Source organism: Streptomyces viridochromogenes DSM 40736 (genome assembly GCF_000158955.1).
Lineage (GTDB): Bacteria > Actinomycetota > Actinomycetes > Streptomycetales > Streptomycetaceae > Streptomyces > Streptomyces venetus.
Genome location: NZ_GG657757.1, coordinates 3,402,403 through 3,426,323 on the forward strand (window position 1 = coordinate 3,402,403; position 23,921 = coordinate 3,426,323).

Below are 23,921 nucleotides of genomic sequence, written 5' to 3' on the forward strand. Positions count from 1 at the left end.
TCTGACGTGCATGGCAGCCGTCTACCGTACGCGAAGGGGACCCCGGAAGGCTACGCGTCGACCTCGACGAGCCGCTTGCCGTCGAAGTTCACGACCTCGAAGTGGTCGATCTGGTTCGGGTCGAACGCGGCGCCGCCCTGGACGTAGAGGGGCTCCTTGGCGCGGTCGGTCTTGGCGTCCGGGATGCCGTAGCCCCAGTCCGGGACGGACCAGGAGGACAGGGTCTCGCGCTCGCCGTTCTTGCCGACCGCGACGAGGGCGCACTTCTGCGGGCCCTTGAGGTTCTTCAGCTCCAGGATCGTGCCGGTGCCCCAGTCCTTCTTCTGGAGGGCGACCGTCGCGGTGACCTTGGTGGTCGGATCGGTGGCGGTGATCTTGTCGGAGATGCCGTCGAAGGCTTCCTTGACGGGGCTCGACGCGAGCGGGCGGTTCTCCGCGCCGCCGCCGTCACCGCCGCCGTTCGTCGCGACGGCGACGAAGGGACCGCCGATGATCAGCGCGCCGGCCGCGGCCACCATGTAGAGACTGCGGCGGCGCTTCTGGGCGCGGCGTTCGGCGACCTCGTCGACGAGCTTCTCCACCACGCGCGGGCGGGGCTTGGCCGACAGCGACTCGCCGATCGCGGGCGTCCCGGAGCCGGGCAGGTCGGCGAGGGCGGCGAGCATCGGCTCCATGCCGGCCAGCTCGTCGAGCTGCTGGGCGCACCATTCGCAGGTGGCGAGGTGGGCTTCGAAAGCGGTTGCTTCGGCGTCGTCGAGGATGCCGAGGGCGTAGGCGCCGACGGTCTCGTGCTCGTTCGGCACCGGGGACTCCTGCATGGGACCAGACATACCCATGCCTCCCGTACCGAACCCTTGGTTACCCCCGTAAACACTCATCACGCCGTCACCCCCCGCTCCTCCAGTGCCAGCTTCATCGAACGCAGGGCGTAGAACACCCTGGAGCGGACGGTGCCGCTGGGTATGCCCAGGGTCTCGGCCGCCTCATTGACGGTACGCCCCTTGAAGTACGTCTCGACGAGCACCTCCCGGTGAGCCGGGGTCAGGTCGTCGAGTGCGTCCGACAGAGTCATCAGCCACAGCGCCTTGTCGATCTCGTCCTCCGCGGGGATGACCTCCAGCGGCGACGGGTCGACCTCCTGCGGCCGGGCCTGCCGGCTGCGGTGGCCGTCGATGACGATGCGCCGGGCGACCGTCACCAGCCAGGGGCGTACCGATCCGGTCGCCCGATTGAGCTGACCGGCGTTCTTCCAGGCACGGATGAGCGTCTCCTGCACGACGTCCTCGGCGCGTTGCCGGTCTCCGGCGACCAGGCGCAGGACATACGCGAGCAGGGGTCCGGCGTGTTCGCGATACAGCGCACGCATCAACTCCTCGTCGGGTTCCGAGGGCTGGGACATGCGATGTCGGGCCCTCGGTGCACGTTCATTGGCCACGACGGAATCCTTGCGCACGCCCACCTCCGGTGTCCGGGGGTTCCCCCAGTCGGTCGCTCCACATGCCGTACGGACGCGAGCCGTTGGGTGTTCAAAGGGACGTGACAGATTTCTTCGAGATGACGTGACGAGCGGGACATGGGGTCACATTCCCACCCCGCGTTCTTTACATTTCCGCCACATCGGCAAGATCAAGCCAGTGCTTCCCTACGGGGGCGTAGGTAAACGACATGTAATCGAAATCACTTCGACAGTGCGGTCGCAGAAGTCGCAATTAGGACAGAGGAATTGGATGTACCAGGCACTCAATTCCCTTGCGGCGAGGGGCAAAAGGGAATTAGAGGGCCCCTAAGCGCGAGCGAGTGCCGCGCGGCGGCGGTGCCGGGCGACGCGTTCGCGGTTCCCGCAGACCTCACTGGAGCACCAGCGCCTTCTGCGTCCCCGGGAGGTGTCGAGGTACACGATCCGGCAGTTGTCGCCCTCGCACTGGCGCAGGGCCGCGCGGGCGACGGGGTCGGTGAGCAGGTCGACGGCGTCCCGGGCGACGGCCGCGAGCAGGGCGGCGCAGCCGGGCGGGCCGTCCACCTGCCGTACGAGCTCGCCGTCCGATCCACGGACGGCTCGCGGGGCGGGAGGCGCGGTCCGCGCGAGGTCGTTGACATGCGCGAGCGCGCGGTCGTACGCCCGGGCTCCCGGCCGCGACCAGCCGCGCACCAACCGGTCCGTGTGGACGCGCAGTTCACGGAAGGCGACCAGCCAGCCGTCGTCGACGTGGGCCAGGGCGGTGCCCGCCGGGACGAGCCCGGAGCCGGTGATCCAGGCGCGCAGCACGTCCACGGAGTCGAGCCGCTCCTCCGGGTGCGTGGTGGAGAGCAGATCCAGGCAGATCCGCCCGGCATCGAACCGCAGCTCATAGGGGGCCGTGGCCGTACCCAGTGCCATGTGCCTGTCACCGCCTAGGGGTACCCCTCGAGCGCGAGGGGTCGGTGAGATGCCAGTGAGGGGGGCTGGGAAACCGTTCCCTCTTACAGTGCCTGCCCACGGCAGCGCCGGAAACCCCTCGCACGGGCAGGACTGCCACGCGCACCGGAAATCAGCCCCGGCCGACGAACGCCGCCTGGGCAGCACCCTCTGGGGCCGCCGGCGCGCGTCACCGTGGCTGTTTTTCGCTCAACTCGCGGGGCGCCTCACGCGTCCACGTACTTCGTTTCCGCCGCCGGGTCCAAGGCCAGGCGGTAGCCCCGCTTGACCACCGTCTGGATCAGCTTGGGGGTGCCGAGGGCCGTGCGGAGGCGGGCCATGGCCGTTTCGACCGCGTGTTCGTCGCGGCCGGCGCCGGGCAGTGCGCGGAGCAGGTCCCCGCGGGCGACCACCCAGCCGGGACGGCGGGCCAGGGCGCGGAGGAGGGACATGCCGGCGGGCGGTACGGGCTTGAGGTCGCCGTCGACCAGGACGGCATGGCCGCGGATCTCCACCCGGTGCCCCGCGACCGGCAGCGTCCGCGCCCGGCCCGGCAGCTCCTGGCAGAGGAGCTGGACCAGAGGGCCGAGCCGGAAGCGTTCGGGCTGGACCGTGTCGACTCCGTGGGCCTGGAGCGGCAGCGCGGTGACCGGGCCGACACAGGCGGGCAGGACGTCGTGGCCCAGGGCGGCCAGGATCTCCGGGAGGAGGCCGCGTTCCCCGGCCCGGGACAGAAGGGACGCCGCGGCCGGGGCGCTGGTGAAGGTCAGCGCGTCCAGGCCCCGGGAGACCATCGCGTCGAGGAGACGGTCCACCGGGCCGATGTCCTCCGGCGGCATCCACCGGTACACCGGCACGCCGACGACCTCGGCCCCGCCCTCCCGCAGCGCCTCCACGAACCCGGGCAGCGGCTCGCCGTGCAGCTGGATCGCGATCCGCGAGCCCTCGACGCCCTCCTCCAGCAGCCGGTCCAGCACCTCCGCCATGGACTCCGACGACGGCGACCACTCCTCCGTCAGCCCGGCCGCCCGCACCGCGCCCTTGACCTTGGGCCCCCGCGCCATGATCCGTGCGCCGCCGAGACGCGACAGCAGGTCGTCGCCGAGCCCCCAGCCGTCGGCGGCCTCGACCCAGCCCCGGAAGCCGATCGCGGTCGTGGCGACCACGATGTCCGGCACCTGCTGGATGATCTCCTTCGTCGCGGCCAGCAGCTCGGTATCGTCGGCGAGCGGCACGATCCGCAGGGCAGGGGCGTGCAGGACGGCGGCACCGCGTCGCTGCAGCAGCGCCCCGAGTTCGTCGGCCCGGCGCGCGGCCGTCACACCCACGGTGAACCCCGCAAGGGGTCCGTGGTCCGGTCGCTGTTGTTCCTCGGTCATGGCTCTCGTCCCGCGTCGAGTCGTCGTACCGCGTAAGTACGGCGTACCTACATGCCGATCGAGCCTGTCAACGGCTCGTGACAGGCCCGGATCAGCTTGATGTCGTCGGTGTTACGTCACACCTCGGCGTAACTGAGCTGTGGCTTCGCCTCCGAGGTCGTCGTGGTGGCGGGTACCCCGCGTGCCGTACGTCGAAGGTATACGGCCCATGTGACCCCGAAGCAGACCACGTAGAAGGCGAGGAAGGCGACGAACGCGCCGGTGCCGGAGCCGTAGGAGAGGAAGGACTGGCGGAAGGCGAGGTTGATGGCGACACCGCCGAGCGCGCCCACCGCGCCGATGAGCCCCATGGAGGCACCGGAGAGCCGGCGCCCGTAGGCCGCGGCCTCCTCGCCCCGCAGCCCCTTGGCCAGGGCCTTGTTCTGGAAGATGCCCGGGATCATCTTGAACGTCGACCCGTTGCCGAGCCCGCTGAGCACGAACAGCACCACGAACGCCGCCGTGAACAGCGCCAGCGACTTCTCCATGGAGGCACCGATCAGCACCGCCGTGGCGACGCCCATCCCGACGTAGTTCCACAGGCTGATCCGCGCGCCGCCATAGCGGTCGGCGAGCCAGCCGCCGAGGGGCCGGATGAGGGAGCCGAGCAGCGGGCCGAGGAACGTGACGTACGCGGCCTGCAGCGGCGTACGGCCGAACTGGTTCTGCAGGACCTGGCCGAAGGCGAAGCTGTAGCCGATGAACGAGCCGAACGTGCCGATGTAGAGGACGGACATGATCCACGTGTGGGCGTCCCGCGCGGCGTCCTTGGCGGCACCGGTGTCGTTCTTGACGTTCTCCAGGTTGTCCATGAAGAGCGCGGCCATGACGGCGGCCACGACGATCAGCGGGATGTAGATCCCGAGCAGCACGCGCGGGCCGCCGCCGGCGCCGATGATCGCGAGCGCGGCCAGCTGGATCACCGGCACGCCGATGTTGCCGCCGCCCGCGTTCAGACCGAGGGCCCAGCCCTTCTTCCGCAGCGGGAAGAAGGCGTTGATGTTGGTCATCGAGGAGGCGAAGTTGCCTCCGCCGATGCCGGCCAGCAGTCCGACGAGCAGGAAAGTGGAGAAGGAGGTGCCCGGCTCCATCACGGTGAACGCGGCGACGGTCGGGACCAGGAGGAGGGCGGCGGAGATGATCGTCCAGTTCCGCCCGCCGAAGATCGCCACGGCGAAGGTGTAGGGGACGCGGACGACGGCGCCGACGAGCGTGACCATCGAGGTCAGCATGAACTTGTCGGCCGGGGTCAGCCCGTACTCCGGGCCCATGAAGAGGACCAGTACGGACCACAGGGTCCAGACCGAGAAGCCGATGTGCTCGGACAGCACGGAGAAGTAGAGGTTGCGGCGGGCGACCTTCTCCCCCGTCTCGTTCCAGAAGGTCTCGTTCTCCGGATCCCAGTGCCGGATCCAGCGTCCGCCCCTGCTCGGGGGTGCGGGTGCCGTGCCAGGGCCTGTCATGACGCCTCCACTTGCTCCGGGACTCGGTCGTACTACGAGTGGCTGGTTCCGAAGGTAGGGAGGACGCGTTTCGTGGCTGTGCCAGCGAGTGACCGCAAGGGAACGTTGCTCTCACCCCGGGCTCGGGCGGGATGAGAGGTCCGGTGCCGTTCGGGTCAGCCTTGCGGGGGCTGCCAGTGTGGATTCTGCTGCGGGTACGGCTGGGGGTGGGGCGGCTGCGGGGCGTAGGGACCGGGCTGCTGCTGAGGCGGGTACGGCGCGGGGGCGGGCTGGGCTCCGTACGGCGCGGCGGCGGGCTGGGCTCCGTACGGGCCGGGCGCGGGGTGCGTTCCGTACGGGCCGGGCGCGGGCTGGGCGGGATACGGCCCCGGTGCCGGCTGGGAGGGATACGCCCCCGGCGCCGGCTGGGCGTACGGGCCTGGTGCCTGCTGGGCGTGACCCGCGGGGGGCGGCCGGCACCCCGGGCACCTGGCCCGGCTGCATCCCGGGCGCCTGCGGCGGAGCACCCGCATGGCCCGGCACCCCGGCCCCCGGCGCACCGCCGTATGGCCCGCCGGCGTACGGTCCGCCGCCGAACGGGTTCCCCTGCCCCGGCGGTTGCGCCCCGGGCGGCAGGTAGCGCAGCCGTCCGCTCTCCTCCCGCACCGGCGTGAAGCCCGCCGCCTGCAACCGCGCGGCGAACTTCGCGTTGCGCCTGCGCGTGACCAGCAGTCCGATGCCGAAGACCGCCATGACCAGCAGCCACACCACGCCCGCCGCGACGAAGTCGGAGGACTCCCCGCCGGAGCGGAGGGCGAGGACCACGCAGCCGACGGTGACGCCGAGGGCCGCGTACCCCATGCGCTTCTCGGCGTTCTTGCCGGTGAGGTCGAAGTTGATACGGGCCTTGAGAAGCTCGAACGCGTCGGGCACGAGGGGCGGCAGGGAGACGCCGTCGGAGGCGTTCGGGTACTGCGCCCAGTTCTGCCCGGCCCGGGCCCTGGCCTGTGGGCTGGGGTCGGGCAGGACCAGCATGGTGAGCGCGCCGTTGCGGCCGCTGCTCTGCCGGACGTCCGCGTACTCGTAGCCGAACTGCTGCGCGATGAAGGCCAGTCGGGCCAGCTTCTTCACGGACGCCATCGGGCTGGTGAGCTCGACGGGTTCGCCACTCGCCATCAGCCGCAGCATCTTCTGTGTCTGCCGCTTACTCATTCCCCACCGCTTCCGCCGGCCACCGTGTTCACTTGCGCAACTCGGGCAGTTTTCCACACGGGGAACGGCCGGCGGAACGCGGTCCCGCTGCCGCGGAGGCGGCGGCCCTGGTCAGCCGCCGGGTGCCCGGCGGCTCCGGCTTCCCCCGGCACTCTCCCGAGGCTTGCTCGGCCACAGCCGGGGCTGCTGCTTGGCCGCCAGGTCCTCCACCCAGCCGAACGCCAGGACACAGCCGACGATCAGGACCCACACCACCACCAGCACCGGCCAGACGCTCTCCAGCAGCCCCGGCACGTTCTGCTCCAGCACCTCGAAGGCCCACAGCCGGTCCCAGAGGGTCGCGGCGATCAGGATGCAGATGTTGTGCCAGAGGTAGATCGTCACGGCCCGGGAGTTGAGCAGGGTGATCGTCCCGGACCAGCGGCGCAGCCGGCGCGGCCACTCGGACCAGGACGGGCTGACATGCAGGAGCAGGAGCACCGTGCCGAAGGACCACAGGGCCTGCGCCAGGGGCATGCTGTCCAGGTCGTTGCCCGGGCCGAAGCCGTGGTGCAGGGCGTACCAGAGGCCGGCCAGGACGATCACGGGCGCCACGGACGGGACGACGTAGCGCGGCAGTCTGCGCAGGATCCCCTCCTGGTGGGCCATGCCGAGGATCCAGCAGGCGCCGAAGGTGGAGAAGTCCGTGAGCGCCGAGGGGATCCGCTCGCCGGGCAGCGTGATGTAGCCGTGCTCGAAGGCGACGGCCAGGGCGATCGGCGCGAGGAGCGTGACCACCGGCATGGCGCGCAGGGCCTTCAGCAGGAACGGGGACAGCAGCACGTACCAGAGGTAGGCGCGGATGTACCAGAGCGGTCCCGCGAAGTCCGCCGCCCAGTTCTCGCCGACGAAGCCGTGCAGTCCGGGCAGCCCCTCGGCGTACGGCGGGTCGCTGAGCGGGACGATCCAGAAGGTGAGGTGGAGCCACCACCAGCCGGGATGCCCGTCGGCGTCCGGCCCCCAGCCCTGGAGGACCATGCCGGTGACGCCGACGACGCCCAGCAGCCACAGCGGAGGCAGCAGCCGGCGCATCCGGCCGCGGATCACCTGGACGGGCGGGCGCTTCAGCGAGCGGGCCATGAGGTTGCCGGCGAGGGCGAACATCACGCCCATGGACGGGAACACCAGCGGCAGCCAGGCCCAGCCGGTCAGGTGGTACAGCACGACACGGAACAGCGCGAGGGCGCGCAGCAGGTCGAAGTACCGGTCACGGACGGGTCCGGTACGGGGGGCCCCTTCGTCCTTCGGGGCGTCGGTGACGGGAGTCTGCTGCATGGTCATCGGACGGGCCTCCCGCCCACCGGCTGCTGCGGGGTGCCGCTGCCGGTGCCGGGCAGGCCCACCGCGCCGGTGCGCCGCAGCTTCTGCCAGCGCAGCCGGCCGCCGGTGAGCGCGGTGATCCAGGACTGCAGCAGGACGACGTACATGAGCTGCCGGTAGAGGATTTGCTGGAGCGGCAGCGAGATCAGATGGGTCATGCGTTCCTTGTCCAGGTGGAACGCGTAGGCCGCGCACACCCCTTGCACTGCGAGGACGCCCAGCCAGGCGCCGATGGTCTTCTCCGTCGGGCCGAACACCAGCCCGTACAGCAGGAACACGTCGATCAGCGGGGCCAGCAGCGGCGCCACGACCATGAACATCGACACCAGCGGCAGGCCCACCCGGCCGAAGCGGCCCGAGTGTCCGCGGTCGACGAGGGAGCGGCGGTGCTTCCAGATCGCCTGCATGGTGCCGTACGACCAGCGGTAGCGCTGGGACCACAGCTGCTGGACGGACTCGGGGGCCTCGGTCCAGGCGACGGCCTTCTCCGCGTACACGACGTGCCAGCCGTCGCGGTGCATGGCCATGGTGATGTCGGTGTCCTCGGCGAGCGTGTCGTCGCTCATGCCGCCGACGCGTTCCAGTGCGCTGCGCCGGAACGCCCCCACCGCGCCGGGGATCGTCGGCATGCAGCGCAGCACGTCGTACATCCGGCGGTCGAGGTTGAAGCCCATCACGTACTCGATGTGCTGCCACGCGCCGATGAGCGAGTCCCGGTTGCCGACCTTGGCGTTGCCCGCGACGGCGCCCACGCGCGGGTCGCCGAAGGGCTGCACCAGCTCGCGGACGGTGGTCGGTTCGAAGACGGTGTCGCCGTCCATCATCACGATCAGGTCGTGCCGGGCGTTGGCGATCCCCCGGTTGAGGGCGGCCGGCTTGCCCGCGTTGAGCTGGCGGACGACGCGCACTCCGGGCAGGCCGAGGTTCTCGACGATGCGCGCGGTGCCGTCGCTGGAGCCGTCGTCGATGACCAGCACCTCGATGGGATGGTCGCTCGCGACGAGGGAACGGACCGTCTGCTCGATGCACTTGGCCTCGTTGTAGGCGGGCACGAGGACGGACACCGGTTCGGTGACGGTCTCACCCCAGCGGAAGCCGCGACGGCGGACCCGGCGGGCGTGCGCGACGGACAGGATCAGCATCAGCCCGAGACGCCCGAACACCAGCACCCCGACGACGGCGAGGCCTGCGACGAGCACGTCGGTCGTCTGGTCCGAGGCCTGCACGAGGAAGACCCACGCCTCGCCCTTCAGCGACTCCAGTCCGGCGACCGGGGTGTGCGCGCTGGGGGCGTCCAGAGCGGCGGTGAGGGTGTCGAAGCGGTAGCCCTTGTCCTGGAGTCCGGAGACGTACCGGTCGAGCGCGGCCACGGTCTGGGAGCGGTCGCCGCCGGAGTCGTGCATCAGCACGACGGCGCCGTCGCCGTTCTTCGGCGTGGCGTTGCGGATGATCTGCTCGGCCCCGGGCCTGCGCCAGTCCTCGCTGTCGGTGTCGTTGACGACGGTGATGTAGCCCTTGCTGCCGATGTACTCGGTGACCGGCCAGGAGTTGTTGTCCATGTTCTGGGCGAACGACGAGTACGGCGGGCGGAAGAGCGAGGTGCGGATGCCGGCCGCGCCCGCGAGCGCGAGCTGGTTCTGCGACAGCTCCCAGTCGACGCGGCTCTTGCTCTGCAGCGCCAGGTCGGGGTGATTGAAGGTGTGCAGGCCGATCTCGTGGCCCTCGTCGACCATGCGCTGGACGAGTTCCGGGTAGCGGGAGGCCATGGTGCCGGTGATGAAGAAGACGGCGTGCGCGTCGTGCTTCTTCAGCACGTCGAGGACCTTGGGCGTCCATACCGGGTCCGGTCCGTCGTCGAAGGTCAGCACCAGCTCGCGGTCCGGGAGGTCCAGGCTGGTCGGCCGCCCTTCCCGGGTGTCGATGACGGGCCCGCCCTTGAGGATGTCCTTCGGGACGCTGTCGTTCGCGGCGGGCGGTCCGACGCGGTGGTCGGCGAGGACCTCGCTGTGCACGTAGCCGCGCAGCATGAGCATGGCCATGAGGGCGGCCAGGACGAACAGGGGCAGCAGCAGCCGCATGGGCAGGCGGCGGCGCGGGCGGTTGCGGTCGCTGTCGCGGTTACGGGGATCGTCAGGGGCTCGGGTCGCGCGCCCGGGACGGTGGGAACGGGTTGCCATCAGGGGTGGTACTCCGGGGTGGTGCGGGGACGGGATGCGGGCGGGGAGGGGGCCGTGGGGAGGCCTGGGCCGGGGGGCGGCCCCAGCGGGGCGGGCCGGTCGGGGCGGGCCGGGTGGCGGGTGCCGTCGGCCGGGCCGGGCGGAGGTGTGGCGGCTTGCGGGCCGGCCCGCCGGACGGAGGTGACGCGGCTCGGCGGGGCGGCCGGTGCGACCGGTGCGGCCTGTCGGCGCGGGCCGCCGTCGGGTCCGGTCGGCATGAGGCCGGGCTGAACAACAGGTGCTCAGATCCGCCGCCGCCCCGGCCGGACGGACCGGGCCGCCGTGCCCGACGGGCCTGTCAGGCCTGACACGCCGTGGACGACCTGACGGCCGGTGACCCGGCCGTGCGGTTGGGCAGTCCCGCTACGCGGCCGGTGACTCGGCGACGGGCGGTGTCTGCGCCGGGCCCTCGGCGACGGTGCCCGTGTCGCCGCCGTCGCCGCCGGTGCCCGTGGTCACGGTCGGCTCGGGCGGAGCGGCGGTCGTCGGTGTCGGGTCGGGTGCGGGCGTGCTCGGCGGGTTCGCCGGCTTGCTCGGGGGCGGGTCGGTGACGCCGGCGCCCGGGGCCGGTGCGGTCCGGGTCGCGGTCGGTGAGGGCTTGGTGGTCGTGCCGGATCGGCCGGGGCCCGCGGAGGCCATGGGTTCACGGGCGCTCGCGCCGGGTGCAGGCGCCGTGACCTCACCGGTCGCGGGCGTGCTGCCCGGGAGGGTGGCGTCGGCCTCGGCGGACGGTGCCGACTGCTCCGGCAGGGGCGGGCTGTCGACCTTCCCGGCCGGCTGTCCCTCCTTCTGGCCCGGCACGGGCAGCCAGGGCGCTTGGGAGTTGCCCGAGAGCAGTGTGGCGACGATGACCATGGCGTAGACCCCGCAGACCAGGGCGACGGCCATGCCGATCCGGCGGAAGCGGCGGCTGCGGCGACCGGACTCGTCGACGAACACCGGCCGGTCGGCGGCGGATTCGGGGATCGCGCCGGGGCCTTCCTTGACCTGCCTCAGGAACCCGTCCCCGAGCTGTACGGCGTCGAGTTGGACGGTGACCTCGTGCGGGTCGTGGGTGTGCTCGGTGTCGTCCCCGTCCGACGGGAGGGTCCCGGCCGGGTCGGCGTCCTCCCCCCAGGGGTCGCGGACGGCGGGCCGGGGCCCGGCGTCCGGGGCGAACGGATCGGCCGCGCCCTCGCTCTGCCGGGGGATGCCGCGCAGTATCTCCGTCCCGGCGGGCAGCCGGCTGCCGGTCACCTGGACGTCGCCGCCGGCGAACACCTGAGTGGCTCTCCGGTCCCGGGCTCTGCCGTCCGCGAGGACCTCACCGGTCGTCGTAGCGGCCTCGGGCCACTCGGGTTGGGCGTCTTCTCGCCACTGTTTCACGCGCACGCACTTCCCCCCACGGGATGGTTCAGGTGCGCGTACGACCTGAGCACTCGTCGTCGGATCCGGGCCCCCACCCGTTCCGAGCGCCCCCTTTTACCACACTGTGCTCAGGTGTTGAATGTAGCGCACGCGGAGGTTGTGTGCGGACGGCGTACCGAATCGTGTCAGCCGTGGGACGCGCTGAGGACATCGCCCATGGCCGGAATCCACCCTCCGACGGGGCCGCCCAGGGGATGCGACACCGTCGCGGCGGGGCCGACGACCCCACCGCCCGGCACCCCACCGCCCCGCACCGCGCCGCTCAGACCCCGCCGGTCTGCTGAGGTGCTTCCCCCTGCCCCGGCGTCTCGCCACCGACAACGGCCCCGCCGGCGGGGTCCCTCGGCGGCGTCTGCCCCTGGCGGTGCCGCGGCACCGTCCGGACCGGAGGGCGGGTCAGAGTGATCTGCCGGACGACCTGCTGGAAGCAGGCCAGTGCCGCCACCCCCGGCAGGGCCGCCGACGCGGTGCCCAGGACCGTCCTGGGCGCCTGGGCGACGCACAGCAGCACGGCGACGCACGAGAAGACGAGGACCACGCACCAGGAGTGCACGGCACGGCGCTGGTGCAGCGCGGCCCGCAGGACGGACAGCGAGGCCACCAGCCAGGGCCCGTACACCAGCAGCGGCCACCAGGTGTGGAGGCTTCTCCCCGGGGGTGACACGGCGACGAGGCGCAGCGGGTCGTAGGCGACCATCCCGCTCAGCAGGCTCACCGCGGAAGCGATCACAGCGGCCAGGGCGGCGACGAGGAAGCTGGTGGCGCGGAGTACGCGCGGGGCCTTGCGGGTCCGGACCTTGCGGTGGCGCCGCTGGACCTCCCGCACCGGCGGCAGTTCCTCGGTGATGTCCTGGAGCCGCCGGATGTGACCGTCCGGGACGACCTGCGCCGCCGCGGCCCGCGTCTCGTCACGCGGGGCGGGGATCCTCGGCTCCTGTTCGGCCAGGGCCTCCTGGAGGATGAACGCCAGTTCCTCGGCCGGATCCCAGGTCGGGTCCGGTGGGGTGAGGGGCGTGACGAAATCCCGAGTCGGAGCCCGGTGCCGCCCGCTGCCCTCGATTCCATTGTCATACATGGCGCGCCCCGACTATTCCGCGAGCGCGAAAGCGGACCATTCCGTGGCACTGGTCCAGCGCCGGGCGAGATCGCTTTCCAGCGCACTCATGGCGTCGAGGAAATCGCGCAGCACCGGCTCTGTCACCTGCAACGTGACCGGACAACCGGCCTTGGTGAGCGTGCCGTTGACGGTCGCCGACGAGTGCGCCGGAGCGGGAATGTAGGTGTAGGGGCCGAGCGTTACCGCCCACCCGTCTTTCCTGGTCGCCTCGGTCATGTACCGACTAACGTCGGCCTACTTCGGCGGATGCGCGGCAAACGAGTGAAGGATTTCCCCGTTGAGCATCTTTTCCATGTGCCATTAGGGCTCTCCATATCTCTGTATGAAGAACTGCGAACGATTATTTACCGCCAGACCCTGCGAGCCGGCTGCCGTCCCGGTCGGGGTGTCGAATCGCTTCACCGATCGACGCAGGGCTCATTGACGGGCTCACCCCATTCTTCCGTCGAAGCGCTTCGACAGCCCGTCCCCTTCACGGCCGTGGTCGTCCGCGACGATCCCCGTCTGGAGCGCGCATGACACAGGCCCCGCCGCTCGGAAGCGACGGGGCCTGTGCCCACATGGGATGAGTGGAGATGGCGGGAATCGAACCCGCGTCCAACGGTGCGGAAGCAGGGCTTCTCCGTGTGCAGTCGGCTGTGCTTTTCTCGGCCCCGGAGATCACGCCGACAAGTCTCCGACGGGCCCAGTCACTGTTTGGTTTCCCTCTTCACCCCGTGACCGGGATCAAGGTTTAGTTCCCTAAATGATGCCAGGATCCGGGTCGGGAACACCCCCGGGCTGACACTCCCTTAAGTAGGGGAGCCGCTGCTCGCTACCTGAAGATCAGGCAGCGAGGGCGAGCTCGCCCTGGGAGATGGATCGCTTGGAATTGGCGATTATTTTTCTCGGCCTGTGGTTTACGAGATCATGGCCGCTTCCTCGACACGCTTCCCCTGCTTCGACAGCCGCTGTCGAAACCGATCATCCCCATGTTGATTTTTCAATCCCCTCGCGAGAGGAGCTCGCACCCGCTGTGAGGTGCATGTGCCATCGTACGTGACCAACGCCCGACGATGCCAGCGTATTCCCCGGGGCCGGGGCCGGGGCCTACGCCCGGGCCTTGCGGCGCACCGCCGAGATCGCCCGCTCGGTCTCACGGCGGTCCTGCTTCTCGCGGAGCGTCTGGCGCTTGTCGTACTCCTTCTTGCCCTTCGCCAGCGCGATCTCGACCTTGGCACGGCCGTCCTTGAAGTACAGCGCGAGCGGCACGATGGTGTGCCCCGTCTCCTGGGACTTCGACTCCAGCTTGTCGATCTCGGCGCGGTGCAGCAGCAGCTTCCGCTTGCGGCGGGCGCTGTGGTTGGTCCAGGTGCCCTGGCTGTACTCCGGCACGTGCACGTTGTGCAGCCACGCCTCGTGCCCGTCCATCTGGATGAAGCCGTCGGCCAGCGACGCTCGTCCCTGGCGCAGCGACTTCACCTCGGTCCCGGTGAGGACCAGGCCGGCCTCGTAGGTGTCGATGATGAGGTAGTCGTGCCGCGCCTTCTTGTTCTGCGCGATCAGCTTGCGCCCTTTTTCCTTAGCCATAGTCCGCCCATTTTCGCACTACGGAGGGGGCCTGCGGAAAGTCGATTACGAGGGGCTCGCGAGGCCGCGCAGTACGGTCTCGGCCCGCTGGAGGGCGCCGTCGTCGGTCTCCAGGTCGGGCGTGATGCCCCGGCCGTCGACCCCGCGGCCGGAGGGGGTGCGGTAGTGCCCGACGGTCAGCTCCGCGACGGAGCCGTCGGGCAGCCGGCTCGGCATCTGGACCGAGCCCTTGCCGAAGGTCCGGGACCCCACGACGAGCGCCCGTCCGCGGTCCTGGACCGCCCCGGTGAGCAGTTCGGCCGCGCTCATCGTCCCGCCGTCGACGAGCGCGACCAGGGGTCTCGTCGTGTCGCCGCCGGGCTCGGCGTGCAGGGCGCGCTGTTCGCCCTCGACGTCGTACGTGGCGACCAGGCCGCCGTCGAGGAAGGCGGAGGCCGCGCTGACGGCCTCGGTGACCAGTCCGCCGGAGTTGCCGCGCAGGTCGAGGACGACGCCGCCGGGCGGGGCGTGGCGGACGGCCTTGCGGACCTGGTCGCCGGAGCCCTTGGTGAAGGTGTCGACCTTGATGACGGTGACCGGGCCGGCGAGCTCCCGCACGGTGACCGAGTCGGTGCTCAGCTGGGCCCGGCGCAGGGTCTCGGTCCAGGAGCGCCCGCCCCGCTCCAGTCCGAGGCGGACGGTGGTGCCGGCGGGGGCGTCGGTGGCGTCCCCGCGCAGCAACGAGACGACCTCGGTGACGGGCCGGCCGTCGGTCTTCTCGCCGTCGACGCTGCGCAGCAGGTCCCCGGGGTGGATCCCGGCGGTGGCGGCGGGTGAGCCGGGGCGCACCTTCGTCACCTCGACACGGCCGTCGCGTTCGCTGCGTGCCCAGAGTCCGACGCCGGTGTACTGGCCGTCGAGGGCCTCCTCGAACTCCTCGTACTCGCCCCGGGAGTAGACCGCGCCCCAGCGGTCGCCGCTGCGGCTGACGGCACGCTTGGCGGCCTCCATCGGGGACTTGCCGTCGGCCATGGCCTCCTCGGCGGCCCTGGCGACGGCCGCGTGACGCCCGGCCGGGCCGGTCGAACGGGCCTCGTCCGGCGCGGACTTGCGGTCGGCCTGCGAGAGGGAGCCGGTGGCCGCTCCGGCGACGAGCACGCTCGTGAACAGCAAGGTCAGGGCGGCCCCGCGGCGGATGCGACGGGGCTGACAGAACGGGTCACGACCTGACATGCCGGCGAGTCTAGGACAAGAGGAAGGGCCGTACGGTCGGTTGACCGCACGGCCCCTGTTGGTATGCGTCACACCTTCAAGTACTTGCGCAGCGCGAAGAACGCGGCCAACGCCGGCATCAGCAGACTCGTGGCGAGGATGAGCGGCAGCTTCGTGAGAACGGCGTCCCAGCCGATGAAGTTGATCAGGTTCAGCTTCTCGGACAGTGCCAGGCCGTGGTCGATGATGAAGTATCTGGCGACCAGCAGGAAGGCGCACGCGAGGGTGCCGCCGATGAGCCCGGCGACGGCGGCCTCCATGATGAACGGCGCCTGGATGTAGAAGCCCGAGGCGCCGACCAGGCGCATGATGCCGGTCTCGCGCCGCCGGCTGAACGCCGAGACCCGCACGGTGTTGACGATCAGCATCAGCGCGACGACGAGCATGAGCGCCATCACCGCCCGCGCGGCCCAGTTCATGCCGTTGAGGAGCCCGAACAGATTGTCCAGAATGCCCTTTTGGTCCTGAACGGACTGCACGCCGTCCCGGCCGTCGAAGGCGGTCGCGATGACCTGGTACTTCTGCGGGTCCTTCAGCTTGATGCGGTACGACTCCTGCATCTGGTCCGGCGTGAGGGAGCTGGCCAGCGGGGAGTCCCCGAACTGCTCCTTGTAGTGCTTGTAGGCCGCGTCCTGCGACTCGTACGTGACCGTCTGGACGACGCCCATCTTGTCGAGGTCGGTCTTGATCTGCTGCTTCTGGTCGTCCGTCACCGCGCCCTTGGCGCAGTTCGGGTCGGACTCGGCATCGCTCTTGTTGCAGAGGAAGATCGAGACGTTGACCTTGTCGTACCAGTAGCCCTTCATGGTGTTGACCTGGTCACTCATCAGGAGCGACCCACCGAACAGGGCGAGCGACAGGGCGACGGAGACGATGACGGCGAAGGTCATCGTCAGGTTGCGACGGAGACCGACACCGATCTCGGAGAGTACGAACTGGGCGCGCATGGCGACGGGTTAAGCCTTTCCGTGGATCTCGTGCGGTGTCAGTGCTGGTAGCCGTAGACGCCACGGGCCTGGTCGCGGACGAGGCGGCCCTTCTCCAGCTCGATGACGCGCTTGCGCATCTGGTCCACGATGTTCTGGTCGTGCGTGGCCATCACCACGGTCGTGCCCGTCCGGTTGATGCGGTCGAGCAGCTTCATGATGCCGACGGAGGTCTGCGGGTCGAGGTTGCCGGTGGGCTCGTCGGCGATGAGCAGCTTCGGCCGGTTGACGAAGGCCCGCGCGATGGCGACGCGCTGCTGCTCACCACCGGACAGCTCGCCGGGCATCCGGTCCTCCTTGCCGCCGAGCCCGACGAGGTCGAGCACCTGCGGCACGGACTTGCGGATCTCGCCGCGTGACTTGCCGATGACCTCCTGCGCGAAGGCGACGTTCTCGCCGACCGTCTTGTTCGGCAGCAGGCGGAAGTCCTGGAAGACCGTCCCCAGCTGGCGCCGCATCTGCGGAACCTTCCAGTTGGAGAGGCGTGCGAGGTCCTTGCCCAGGACGTGCACCTGCCCGTGACTGCACCGCTCCTCGCGGAGGATCAGCCGCAGGAAGGTGGACTTTCCGGAGCCGGAGGACCCCACGAGGAACACGAACTCGCCCTTCTCGACCTCCAGGGAGACATCCCTGAGGGCGGGGCGGGTCTGCTTGGGGTAGACCTTGGAGACATTGTCGAATCGGATCACGGATGCACCACGGGTCGCCGGGGGTAGATGAGCGTGACCATACGCGAACCGGGTACGTGACCGCAGTCACCGGTGGTGGTTGCACAGCGGATGTGCCGTTTTGTACGCCCTGGGGGTGTGGGGAACCGCTCTTTTGCAGCGACCGCGCGCCCTCCGGCGGAACCTGGCAAAGTGGGGAGGGGAACATTCCCCCACCCACGAACGTTGAACAACCTGGAACCGGCGCAAGGAGGGCGAGCGCATGACGTACGACCGGTTGGTGTGCGCGAACTGCGCGGCCCCCGTGAACGAGGGCCGCTGCCCCGTGTGCCGCGCGAACCGCGAGCGCCTGCAGCAGGAGAATTTCTTCGCGAGTCTGAACCCGATGGCGCTGATCGCCCTGCTGGCCGCGCTGATCGCGGCCGTGGCGCTGCTGGCGCACCAGACGGCGTGACGAGCAGGCCAGGACAAGCCGCGCGAGGACAGGACTGAGGGCCCGGAGCGTGAAGCTCCGGGCCCTCAGCGCTGCGCTGTGCGCACGGTCCGTACGGACGCGGCTACCGTCAGGCGGCAGCCCCGCCGCGGCCGCCCATGAGGCGCGGCAGGACGCGGAAGCCGACACCGCCGGCGATCATCGTGGCGGCGCCGATCACCAGGAAGGTGGTCTGCGCGGCACCGGTCTCGGCGAGCTCCTCGCCGTTACCCTTGCCCTGGGCCTGGGCCTGCGCGGCCGGGGTGGAGTCCGAGCCGGTGTCGGTGAGGGAGGAGGAGCCCTCCTGCTGCGGGGAGGTGCCGCCGTCGGGGTCGGCGTTGTTGCCGCCGCCGTTGTTGCCACCGTTGGCGTTGCCGCCACCGTTGCCGCCGCCGTTCCCGTTGCCCGGGTTGGTCGGCGCGTCGGTCGGGTCCTCGGTCGGCTCGGTGGGCTCGTCCGTGGGCTCGGTCGGCTCGTCCGTGGGCTCCTCGGTCGACGGCGGGTCCGTCGGGAGGTCCGTCGGCGGGTCGGTGGGAATGTCGGTCGGCGGGTCCGTCGGCGTCGGCGTCGGGACCGGCGACTCGTCGGCGCACAGGATGCCGAGCAGGCAGTCGTCCGCCTCAGCGGCGGATGCGGCACCGGCGGCGGTCAGCGAGGCTCCGGCGGCGATCACGGCGCCGGCCGCTATCCGCGCGACACGGATCCGCGTCTTCTTCGTCATGTGGTTGCTACCCCCAGTAGCTCATCGTCATTAGGCAGCGTTCGGGGCTGTGCTCGACGGGGACGGCCACGGTGAAAAGGCCCCCCGGTTCACATGCGCCCCAGAGACACGCATGCCGCGCTTTACCCTTCCCATTTTTCAAAGGCTCGTCAAGGGCGTTTGCGGGTGCCGTGTCCAAGTACGGGGGCTATGCCGGACGTCGGAGTCTGTGAGTGTGATGTAAAACCCAGACATGCGGGCACAGAAAAGGCAACTGCCGCGCTGACGTCGGCAGTTGCCTTGTCGATAAATTACTTCTCCTGCTGCTTGCGCCAGCGAATTCCGGCCTCGAGGAACCCGTCGATCTCGCCGTTGAACACGGACTCGGGGTTGCCGACCTCGTGCTCGGTGCGCAGGTCCTTGACCATCTGGTACGGGTGCAGCACGTAGGAACGCATCTGGTTGCCCCAGGAGTTGCCGCCGTCGCCCTTGAGGGCGTCCATCTTGGCCTGCTCCTCCTGGCGGCGCCGCTCCAGCAGCTTGGCCTGGAGGACGTTCATGGCCGTGGCCTTGTTCTGGATCTGCGAGCGCTCGTTCTGGCAGGAGACGACGATGCCGGTGGGGATGTGGGTGAGGCGCACCGCGGAGTCGGTGGTGTTGACGCCCTGGCCGCCGGGGCCGGACGAGCGGTACACGTCCACCCGCAGTTCGGACTCGTCGATCTCGATGTGGTCGGTCTGCTCGACCACGGGCAGGACCTCGACGCCCGCGAAGGAGGTCTGGCGCCGGCCCTGGTTGTCGAAGGGCGAGATGCGCACGAGCCGGTGCGTGCCCTGCTCGACGGAGAGCGTGCCGTAGGCGTAGGGCGCCTGGACGGCGAAGGTGGTCGACTTGATGCCGGCCTCCTCCGCGTACGACGTCTCGTAGATCTCCGTCTTGTAGCCGCGCTGCTCCGCCCACCGCAGGTACATGCGCTGGAGCTTCTCGGCGAAGTCGGCGGCGTCGACGCCGCCGGCCTCGGCGCGGATGTTCACCAGGGCCTCACGGGAGTCGTACTCGCCGGACAGGAGGGTGCGGACCTCCATCTCGTCCAGCGCCTTGCGGACGGCGGCGAGCTCGGACTCGGCCTCGGCGCGGGTGTCCGGGTCGTCCTCCTCCTCGGCCATCTCGAACAGGACGGCGAGGTCGTCGATACGACCGCGCAGGGCCTCGGCCTTGCGCACCTCGGCCTGGAGGTGGGACAGCTTGCTGGTGATCTTCTGCGCCTCGTCGGGGTTGTCCCACAGGGACGGCGCGGCCGCCTGCTCCTCGAGCACGGCGATGTCTGCCCTCAGCTTGTCGAGGTCCAGAACGGCCTCGATCGACTCCATGGTCGAGGAGAGGGACTTGAGCTCTTCGGATACATCGACGACTGCCACGCCTCCAGCGTAACGGCTCCGCCCGGCGGCCAGCGCCGGGCCGCCGCAGCGGACGGGTGCGGGCGCCGGGCTCGGGGCCGCTTCGGAGGTCAGGGGGACTGCGGGGCCGAGTTCTGGGTGTCCCCGGGTGGTGTGCTCGCGTCGTCGTCCGACGTGGACAGCCACGCCCCGACGCCGATCGCCGCGATCAGGGCGACCGCGCCCGCTCCCAGGGCGAGGCGGCGGCGCCGGGTGGCGGCGCGGTTGCGGGCCGAGCCGGGCCGGGGCGTGCCCGACGCGCGCGGGGCCCGGGCCGTGCCGTGCGCGCCCCCGGCCAGCTCGTCGGGGGCGGGGACGCGCATGGACGTGTGGGTGTCACGGTTGGAGTCGGCCGGTTTTGATCCCGGCACGAGGGGGACCGCGCCGCGGCGCCGGGCCCGCTCCGGGGCCGGTCCGGCGGGCTGCTCCTCGCGCTCGGTCTCCTCGGCGGACTCGGTGTCCGGCTCGTCCACCTCCAGCGGCGGCATGCCCGCCAGCATCGGCAGCAGCTCGCGCAGCCGCGACCCGAGCTCCGAGGCGCGCAGCCGGGAGGCCGGGGCCTTGGCGAGGCACTGGATGATCAGCTGCCACAGCTCGTCCGGGATGCCGGGCAGCGGGACGACGGTCTCCGTGACGTGCCGGCGCAGCACCGCGCCCGGGTGGCCGCCGCCGAACGGGGTGAAGCCCGCCAGCAGCTCGTAGAGGACGGTGGCGAGCGCGTAGATGTCGACGGACGCGCGCGGGGGCAGGCCCTCGACGATCTCCGGGGCGAGGTAGTCGGGCGTGCCGATGATCTTCGTCGCCTTGGTCCGGCGCGGGGTGTCGATGAGTTTCGCCACCCCGAAGTCGGTCAGCAGCGCGCGGTGGGAGCCGCCGGGGCCGAGCGGGCCCTGCATGTCCAGGAGCACGTTCTCCGGCTTCACGTCCCGGTGCACGACACCCGCGGCGTGCGCGGCCGCCAGCCCGTCGGCGATGTTCGCCGCGATGGCGACGGCCGCCTCGGGGGCGAGACGCCGGTCCCGCTCCAGCCGGGTGCGCAGGTCCGTGCCCCGGACGAGGTCCATGACCAGCGCCAGGTCGTTGCCGTCGACGACCAGGTCGCGCACGGACACGACGTGCGGGTGCTCCAGACCGAGCAGCGCCGTCCGCTCCTGTACGAAGCGGCCGACGAGTTCCTGGTCGGACGCGAGGTCCTCGCGCAGCAGCTTGATGGCGACGGGGCCTTCGGGACCCTCACCCAGCCACACCGTGCCGGCACTGCCCCGCCCCAGGACCTGGTGGGCGGTGTACCGGCTGCCGATCTTCCGTGCCAAGGCTGCTCCTTGCGACGCGTGTTGTCGCCAAAACTACGCGTCCGAGGAGCCAACCTTCACCGCCGAGGCGGAAATCACCCGCCGAGTGTCGACAAATCACCAACCCCACAGGCGGGTTCGGGCCAGTTCGCGGTCTAAGCGCCCCCGCTGTTGCCGAGCTTCTCGAACCAGCCCGTCACGGTGTTGAACCAGTCGGTGAGCTGGTCCCAGTAGCCCTTGCCGGTGCCGATCCACTCCTGAAGCGGGCTCAGTTCCCAGACCAGCCAGCCGGCGACGAAGAGGATGACGATCGTGAAGAGGCAGCCCTTCAGGCAGCCGAGCCCGGGGATCCGCATCGGGTTGGCGCTGCGCTGCCGCGGCTGCCGGGGCTCGCGCTGGGGCCGCTGCGGCTGCTGGGGCTGGGGCGGCGGCGCGGGCGGGGCGTAGCGCTGCTGGGGCTGCGGCGCGTACTGCTGGGGCTGCGGCGCGTACTGCTGGGGCTGCTGCTGCGGATGGCCGTAGCCGGGTCCGGGCGGGGGCTGGTGGCCCCGCTGCGGGGGCTGCTGCGGCCGGGCGACCTGTCGCTGGGGGCGGCGGCGCAGCGGGTCCTGGTTCGGGTCGAGGTACTGGACCTGCGTCTGCTCGTTGCGGTCGCGGGCGGCCCGCAGCTGGTTCTGCCAGGGGTGCGGGTCATCGGGCCCGCCGGGACCGCCCTGGCCGGGTGCGCCCGGCGGGACCGGCGGCATGACGGCGGTCGGGTCGGCCGCGCCCCGGCCCGGCAGCACGGCGGTCGGGTCGGCGGCGCCGGGGGCACCGGTGTGGGGCATGACGCTGGTCGCGGCGTTCGGGTCGTACGAGCCGGCGCCCTGCGGCAGGACCTGGGTCGGGTCGCCCGAGCCGAAGCTGTCCGGCACGGGCGCGGGCGCCGGGTCGGGCGCCAGGAGCGCGCCCACACCCTCGGCGGCGGCGATCTGCGCGGAGTTCGAGTGCACCCCGATGCCCTCGGCGACGACGCGCAGGCCGCGGGCGAGGTTCTCGGCGCTGGGCCGCTCGTCCGGGTTCTTGCGCAGACAGCGCTCGATGACCGTCCACAGCGGGTCGGGGACCGTGGACGGGCGGCGCGGCTCGGAACTCAGGTGCTGGTGCAGCACCTCGAGGGCGGAGCTGCCGGAGAACGGCGGGCGGCCGGTGACCAGCTCGTACAGCAGGATGCCGGCGCCGTAGATGTCGACGGCGGAGGTCTGCGGGCGGCCCTCGGCGGACTCGGGGGCGACGTACGCGGGCGTGCCGACGAACTCCTGGGTGCGGGTCAGGCCCGGGGAGTCGGCGAGGCGGGCGATGCCGAAGTCGGTCAGCAGCGGGTGCATCCGCCCCTCGTACTGCTGGAGCAGGACGTTCGCCGGCTTCAGGTCGCGGTGGACGACGCCGTCGGCGTGGCTGGCGGCGAGCGCGTCGGCGATCTGGGCGGTGAGCAGCGCCGCCGCGACCGGGCTGAAGGGCCCGTTCTCGCGCAGGTAACGGTGCAGGTCGGGGCCCTCGACGAGGTCCATGACCAGCGCCAGCAGATCGCCCTCGACCACCAGGTCGCGGACCCGGACGATGTTCGGGTGGGTCAGCCGGAGCAGGACGGAGCGCTCCCGGAGGAACCGCATGACGACGTCCGCGTCGCTGGCCAGCTCCTCCTTGAGGACCTTGATCGCCACGGTTTCGCCGGGCTGTCCCGCGACGGCCGCCTCGGCGCCCGCGGTCTCGCGCTGGCGGGCTCGCCAGACGGTGCCCGTGGCGCCGCGTCCGAGCGGCTCCTCGAGCAGGTACTTGCTGCCTACCGGCCGCACGTCATGCGCTCCCTGGTGCTTGCCTTGCCTGCTGGCCTGTCCGACCCACTGTAGTGCCGTGCCGCTGAGGACCGGTGTGTCGTCATTCTGTGGGTCTTACGTATCCGCGTTCACACCTGTTCGAAGCGAAGACGCTCACCTCGGTCTCCTGGTTGCCGGGAGGGGACGTGACCGATCTCAACTGATCGGGAGTGGGCCATCTCTCAGGCACTTTTGCGGGCAGAGCCGACCAATCAAGATCACTTGTTCCCGAGCGATGGGCGCGCTGTCAGTGGCAGGTGCGAGGATGCCTGCAGTACTGGCCGACGTGCTGGGGCGGGGTGGGGGACTCCGCGCCTGAGCAGAAGGGACCGCTGACGGCGATGCAGATCCGGCTGACCGTCGTAGACCCACTGGGCCCGTCGGTGCCGGGGCGGGACCGCGCGCCACGCAGCGACGTGCTGGTCACGGCGCCCGCCGGCACGGCGCTCGCGGCGGTGGCCTCGGCACTCGCCCAGGTCGTCTCCGGCGGCGACGGCTCGGGCACCCCCGTGCTGTACGCCGGTGAGCAGCGGCTGGACGTCCAGCGGTGCACGCTCGGCGAGCCCCCGCTGACCGACGGTGCCGTGCTCTCCGTGGGCGCGCCGGGCGAGCCGGAGCCGCATCCGGAGCTGGACGACGCCCCGGCCCAGCTCCAGGTGGTCGCCGGTCCGGACGCCGGCGGGGTGCATCTGCTGCACGGCGGCGAGATCCGCATCGGCCGCTCCGCCGACGCCGACGTACCGCTGGACGACCCGGACGTCTCGCGGCTGCACTGCGCGGTGACGGTGGGCGCCGACGGCCGCGTCTCGGTCGCCGACCTCGACTCCACGAACGGCACCACGCTGGACGGCACCCGTGTGGGTGCCCGCCAGGTCCGTTTCGCGCCCGGGGCGCTGCTGCGGATCGGCGAGTCGGCGCTGCGGCTGGCCCCCGCCGGAGGACCCGGTGGCCGGGTGGACGCGACGCCGGACGGAGAGGGCCACGTGCGCGTGCCGGGCCCTGCCGACGGCCCGGGGCCGGATGCCCGTGTGCCGGACCCGGCCGCTGCCGGTCCCTCCGGGCCCACCCGTCATACGTACGGCTCGGTGGCCTGGGGCACGCCGGGGCCCGCCGGGCGCGGCTCCG

The 23,921-nt window shown here is 71.2% G+C and carries 20 protein-coding genes, 1 other RNA gene and 1 pseudogene; 2 read left to right on the top strand and 20 right to left on the bottom strand.

From position 1 onward, the window contains the following. Positions 1-50 precede the first annotated feature (50 nt). From SSQG_RS14875 to ftsE, 16 genes and pseudogenes are all read right to left on the bottom strand, one after another. A complete protein-coding gene (locus SSQG_RS14875) occupies positions 51-878 on the bottom strand; it encodes an anti-sigma factor family protein (protein ID WP_003990601.1) in 828 nt (275 codons plus the stop codon). Further along, the gene (locus tag SSQG_RS14880; protein WP_010039908.1) at positions 878-1,399 is read right to left on the bottom strand and encodes a sigma-70 family RNA polymerase sigma factor; all 522 of its coding nucleotides are present in this window, start codon (positions 1,397-1,399) and stop codon (positions 878-880) included. Before SSQG_RS14880 ends, SSQG_RS14875 begins: the two co-directional genes overlap by 1 nt. Positions 1,400-1,783: 384 nt before the next feature. Beyond that, positions 1,784-2,377 (bottom strand): CGNR zinc finger domain-containing protein, encoded by a 594-nt coding sequence (locus tag SSQG_RS14885; RefSeq protein ID WP_003990603.1) that lies wholly within the window; start codon positions 2,375-2,377, stop codon positions 1,784-1,786. Positions 2,378-2,622: 245 nt separating this feature from the next. After that, positions 2,623-3,774: a uroporphyrinogen-III synthase gene (locus SSQG_RS14890; RefSeq protein ID WP_003990604.1), complete on the bottom strand. Its 1,152-nt coding sequence runs from the start codon at positions 3,772-3,774 to the stop codon at positions 2,623-2,625. Positions 3,775-3,890: 116 nt separating this feature from the next. Beyond that, complete coding sequence (locus tag SSQG_RS14895) at positions 3,891-5,276, bottom strand: nitrate/nitrite transporter (protein ID WP_003990605.1); 1,386 nt, start codon at positions 5,274-5,276, stop codon at positions 3,891-3,893. 155 nt (positions 5,277-5,431) lie between these two features. Beyond that, a pseudogene (locus tag SSQG_RS14900) lies at positions 5,432-6,467 on the bottom strand (hypothetical protein). Positions 6,468-6,578: 111 nt separating this feature from the next. Then, positions 6,579-7,787, bottom strand: a complete 1,209-nt coding sequence (locus SSQG_RS14905) for an acyltransferase family protein (protein ID WP_003990607.1) — start codon at positions 7,785-7,787, stop codon at positions 6,579-6,581. Beyond that, the gene (locus SSQG_RS14910; RefSeq protein ID WP_003990608.1) at positions 7,784-10,003 is read right to left on the bottom strand and encodes a bifunctional polysaccharide deacetylase/glycosyltransferase family 2 protein; all 2,220 of its coding nucleotides are present in this window, start codon (positions 10,001-10,003) and stop codon (positions 7,784-7,786) included. The genes SSQG_RS14905 and SSQG_RS14910 overlap by 4 nt, the downstream gene beginning before the upstream one ends. Before the next feature lie 402 nt (positions 10,004-10,405). Further along, positions 10,406-11,407, bottom strand: coding sequence for a hypothetical protein (locus SSQG_RS14915; RefSeq protein WP_244299132.1), 1,002 nt, complete (start codon positions 11,405-11,407; stop codon positions 10,406-10,408). A gap of 304 nt (positions 11,408-11,711) precedes the next feature. Then, a complete protein-coding gene (locus SSQG_RS14920) occupies positions 11,712-12,524 on the bottom strand; it encodes a hypothetical protein (RefSeq protein WP_003990610.1) in 813 nt (270 codons plus the stop codon). A gap of 12 nt (positions 12,525-12,536) precedes the next feature. Next, the gene (locus SSQG_RS14925; RefSeq protein ID WP_003990611.1) at positions 12,537-12,782 is read right to left on the bottom strand and encodes a hypothetical protein; all 246 of its coding nucleotides are present in this window, start codon (positions 12,780-12,782) and stop codon (positions 12,537-12,539) included. Positions 12,783-13,133: 351 nt separating this feature from the next. Beyond that, positions 13,134-13,537: a transfer-messenger RNA gene (gene ssrA / locus SSQG_RS38520) on the bottom strand. Between the two features lie 118 nt (positions 13,538-13,655). Beyond that, positions 13,656-14,135 (bottom strand): SsrA-binding protein SmpB, encoded by a 480-nt coding sequence (gene smpB, locus SSQG_RS14930; RefSeq protein ID WP_003990612.1) that lies wholly within the window; start codon positions 14,133-14,135, stop codon positions 13,656-13,658. A gap of 45 nt (positions 14,136-14,180) precedes the next feature. Further along, complete coding sequence (locus SSQG_RS14935) at positions 14,181-15,347, bottom strand: S41 family peptidase (RefSeq protein WP_208865647.1); 1,167 nt, start codon at positions 15,345-15,347, stop codon at positions 14,181-14,183. Positions 15,348-15,415: 68 nt separating this feature from the next. Further along, positions 15,416-16,333 (bottom strand): permease-like cell division protein FtsX, encoded by a 918-nt coding sequence (ftsX, locus tag SSQG_RS14940; protein ID WP_003990614.1) that lies wholly within the window; start codon positions 16,331-16,333, stop codon positions 15,416-15,418. A gap of 38 nt (positions 16,334-16,371) precedes the next feature. Further along, positions 16,372-17,061 carry a cell division ATP-binding protein FtsE gene (gene ftsE, locus SSQG_RS14945; RefSeq protein ID WP_003990615.1) on the bottom strand — a complete coding sequence of 230 codons (690 nt, stop codon included), beginning with the start codon at positions 17,059-17,061 and terminating at the stop codon, positions 16,372-16,374. A gap of 241 nt (positions 17,062-17,302) precedes the next feature. Here ftsE and SSQG_RS14950 point away from each other — a divergent pair, with 241 nt between their 5' ends. Beyond that, complete coding sequence (locus SSQG_RS14950) at positions 17,303-17,494, top strand: hypothetical protein (protein WP_003990616.1); 192 nt, start codon at positions 17,303-17,305, stop codon at positions 17,492-17,494. A gap of 109 nt (positions 17,495-17,603) precedes the next feature. Here the strand turns inward: SSQG_RS14950 and SSQG_RS14955 are convergent, their stop codons facing one another. The 4 genes from SSQG_RS14955 to SSQG_RS14970 all read right to left on the bottom strand — a co-directional run bounded on the left by SSQG_RS14955 (position 17,604) and on the right by SSQG_RS14970 (position 22,775). Then, positions 17,604-18,233, bottom strand: coding sequence for an LPXTG cell wall anchor domain-containing protein (locus SSQG_RS14955; protein WP_003990617.1), 630 nt, complete (start codon positions 18,231-18,233; stop codon positions 17,604-17,606). A gap of 290 nt (positions 18,234-18,523) precedes the next feature. Next, positions 18,524-19,630, bottom strand: coding sequence for a peptide chain release factor 2 (prfB, locus tag SSQG_RS14960; protein WP_003990618.1), 1,107 nt, complete (start codon positions 19,628-19,630; stop codon positions 18,524-18,526). Between the two features lie 89 nt (positions 19,631-19,719). After that, on the bottom strand, positions 19,720-20,961 hold the full coding sequence (locus SSQG_RS14965) for a serine/threonine-protein kinase (RefSeq protein WP_003990619.1): 1,242 nt from the start codon (positions 20,959-20,961) through the stop codon (positions 19,720-19,722). Positions 20,962-21,095: 134 nt separating this feature from the next. Beyond that, positions 21,096-22,775, bottom strand: a complete 1,680-nt coding sequence (locus tag SSQG_RS14970; RefSeq protein WP_003990620.1) for a serine/threonine-protein kinase — start codon at positions 22,773-22,775, stop codon at positions 21,096-21,098. Between the two features lie 362 nt (positions 22,776-23,137). On the opposite strand from SSQG_RS14970, the gene SSQG_RS14975 reads away from it, so the two are divergent. Beyond that, positions 23,138-23,921, top strand: a 784-nt coding sequence (locus tag SSQG_RS14975) for an FHA domain-containing protein (RefSeq protein ID WP_158681045.1), incomplete at its 3' end; no start/stop codon positions are given.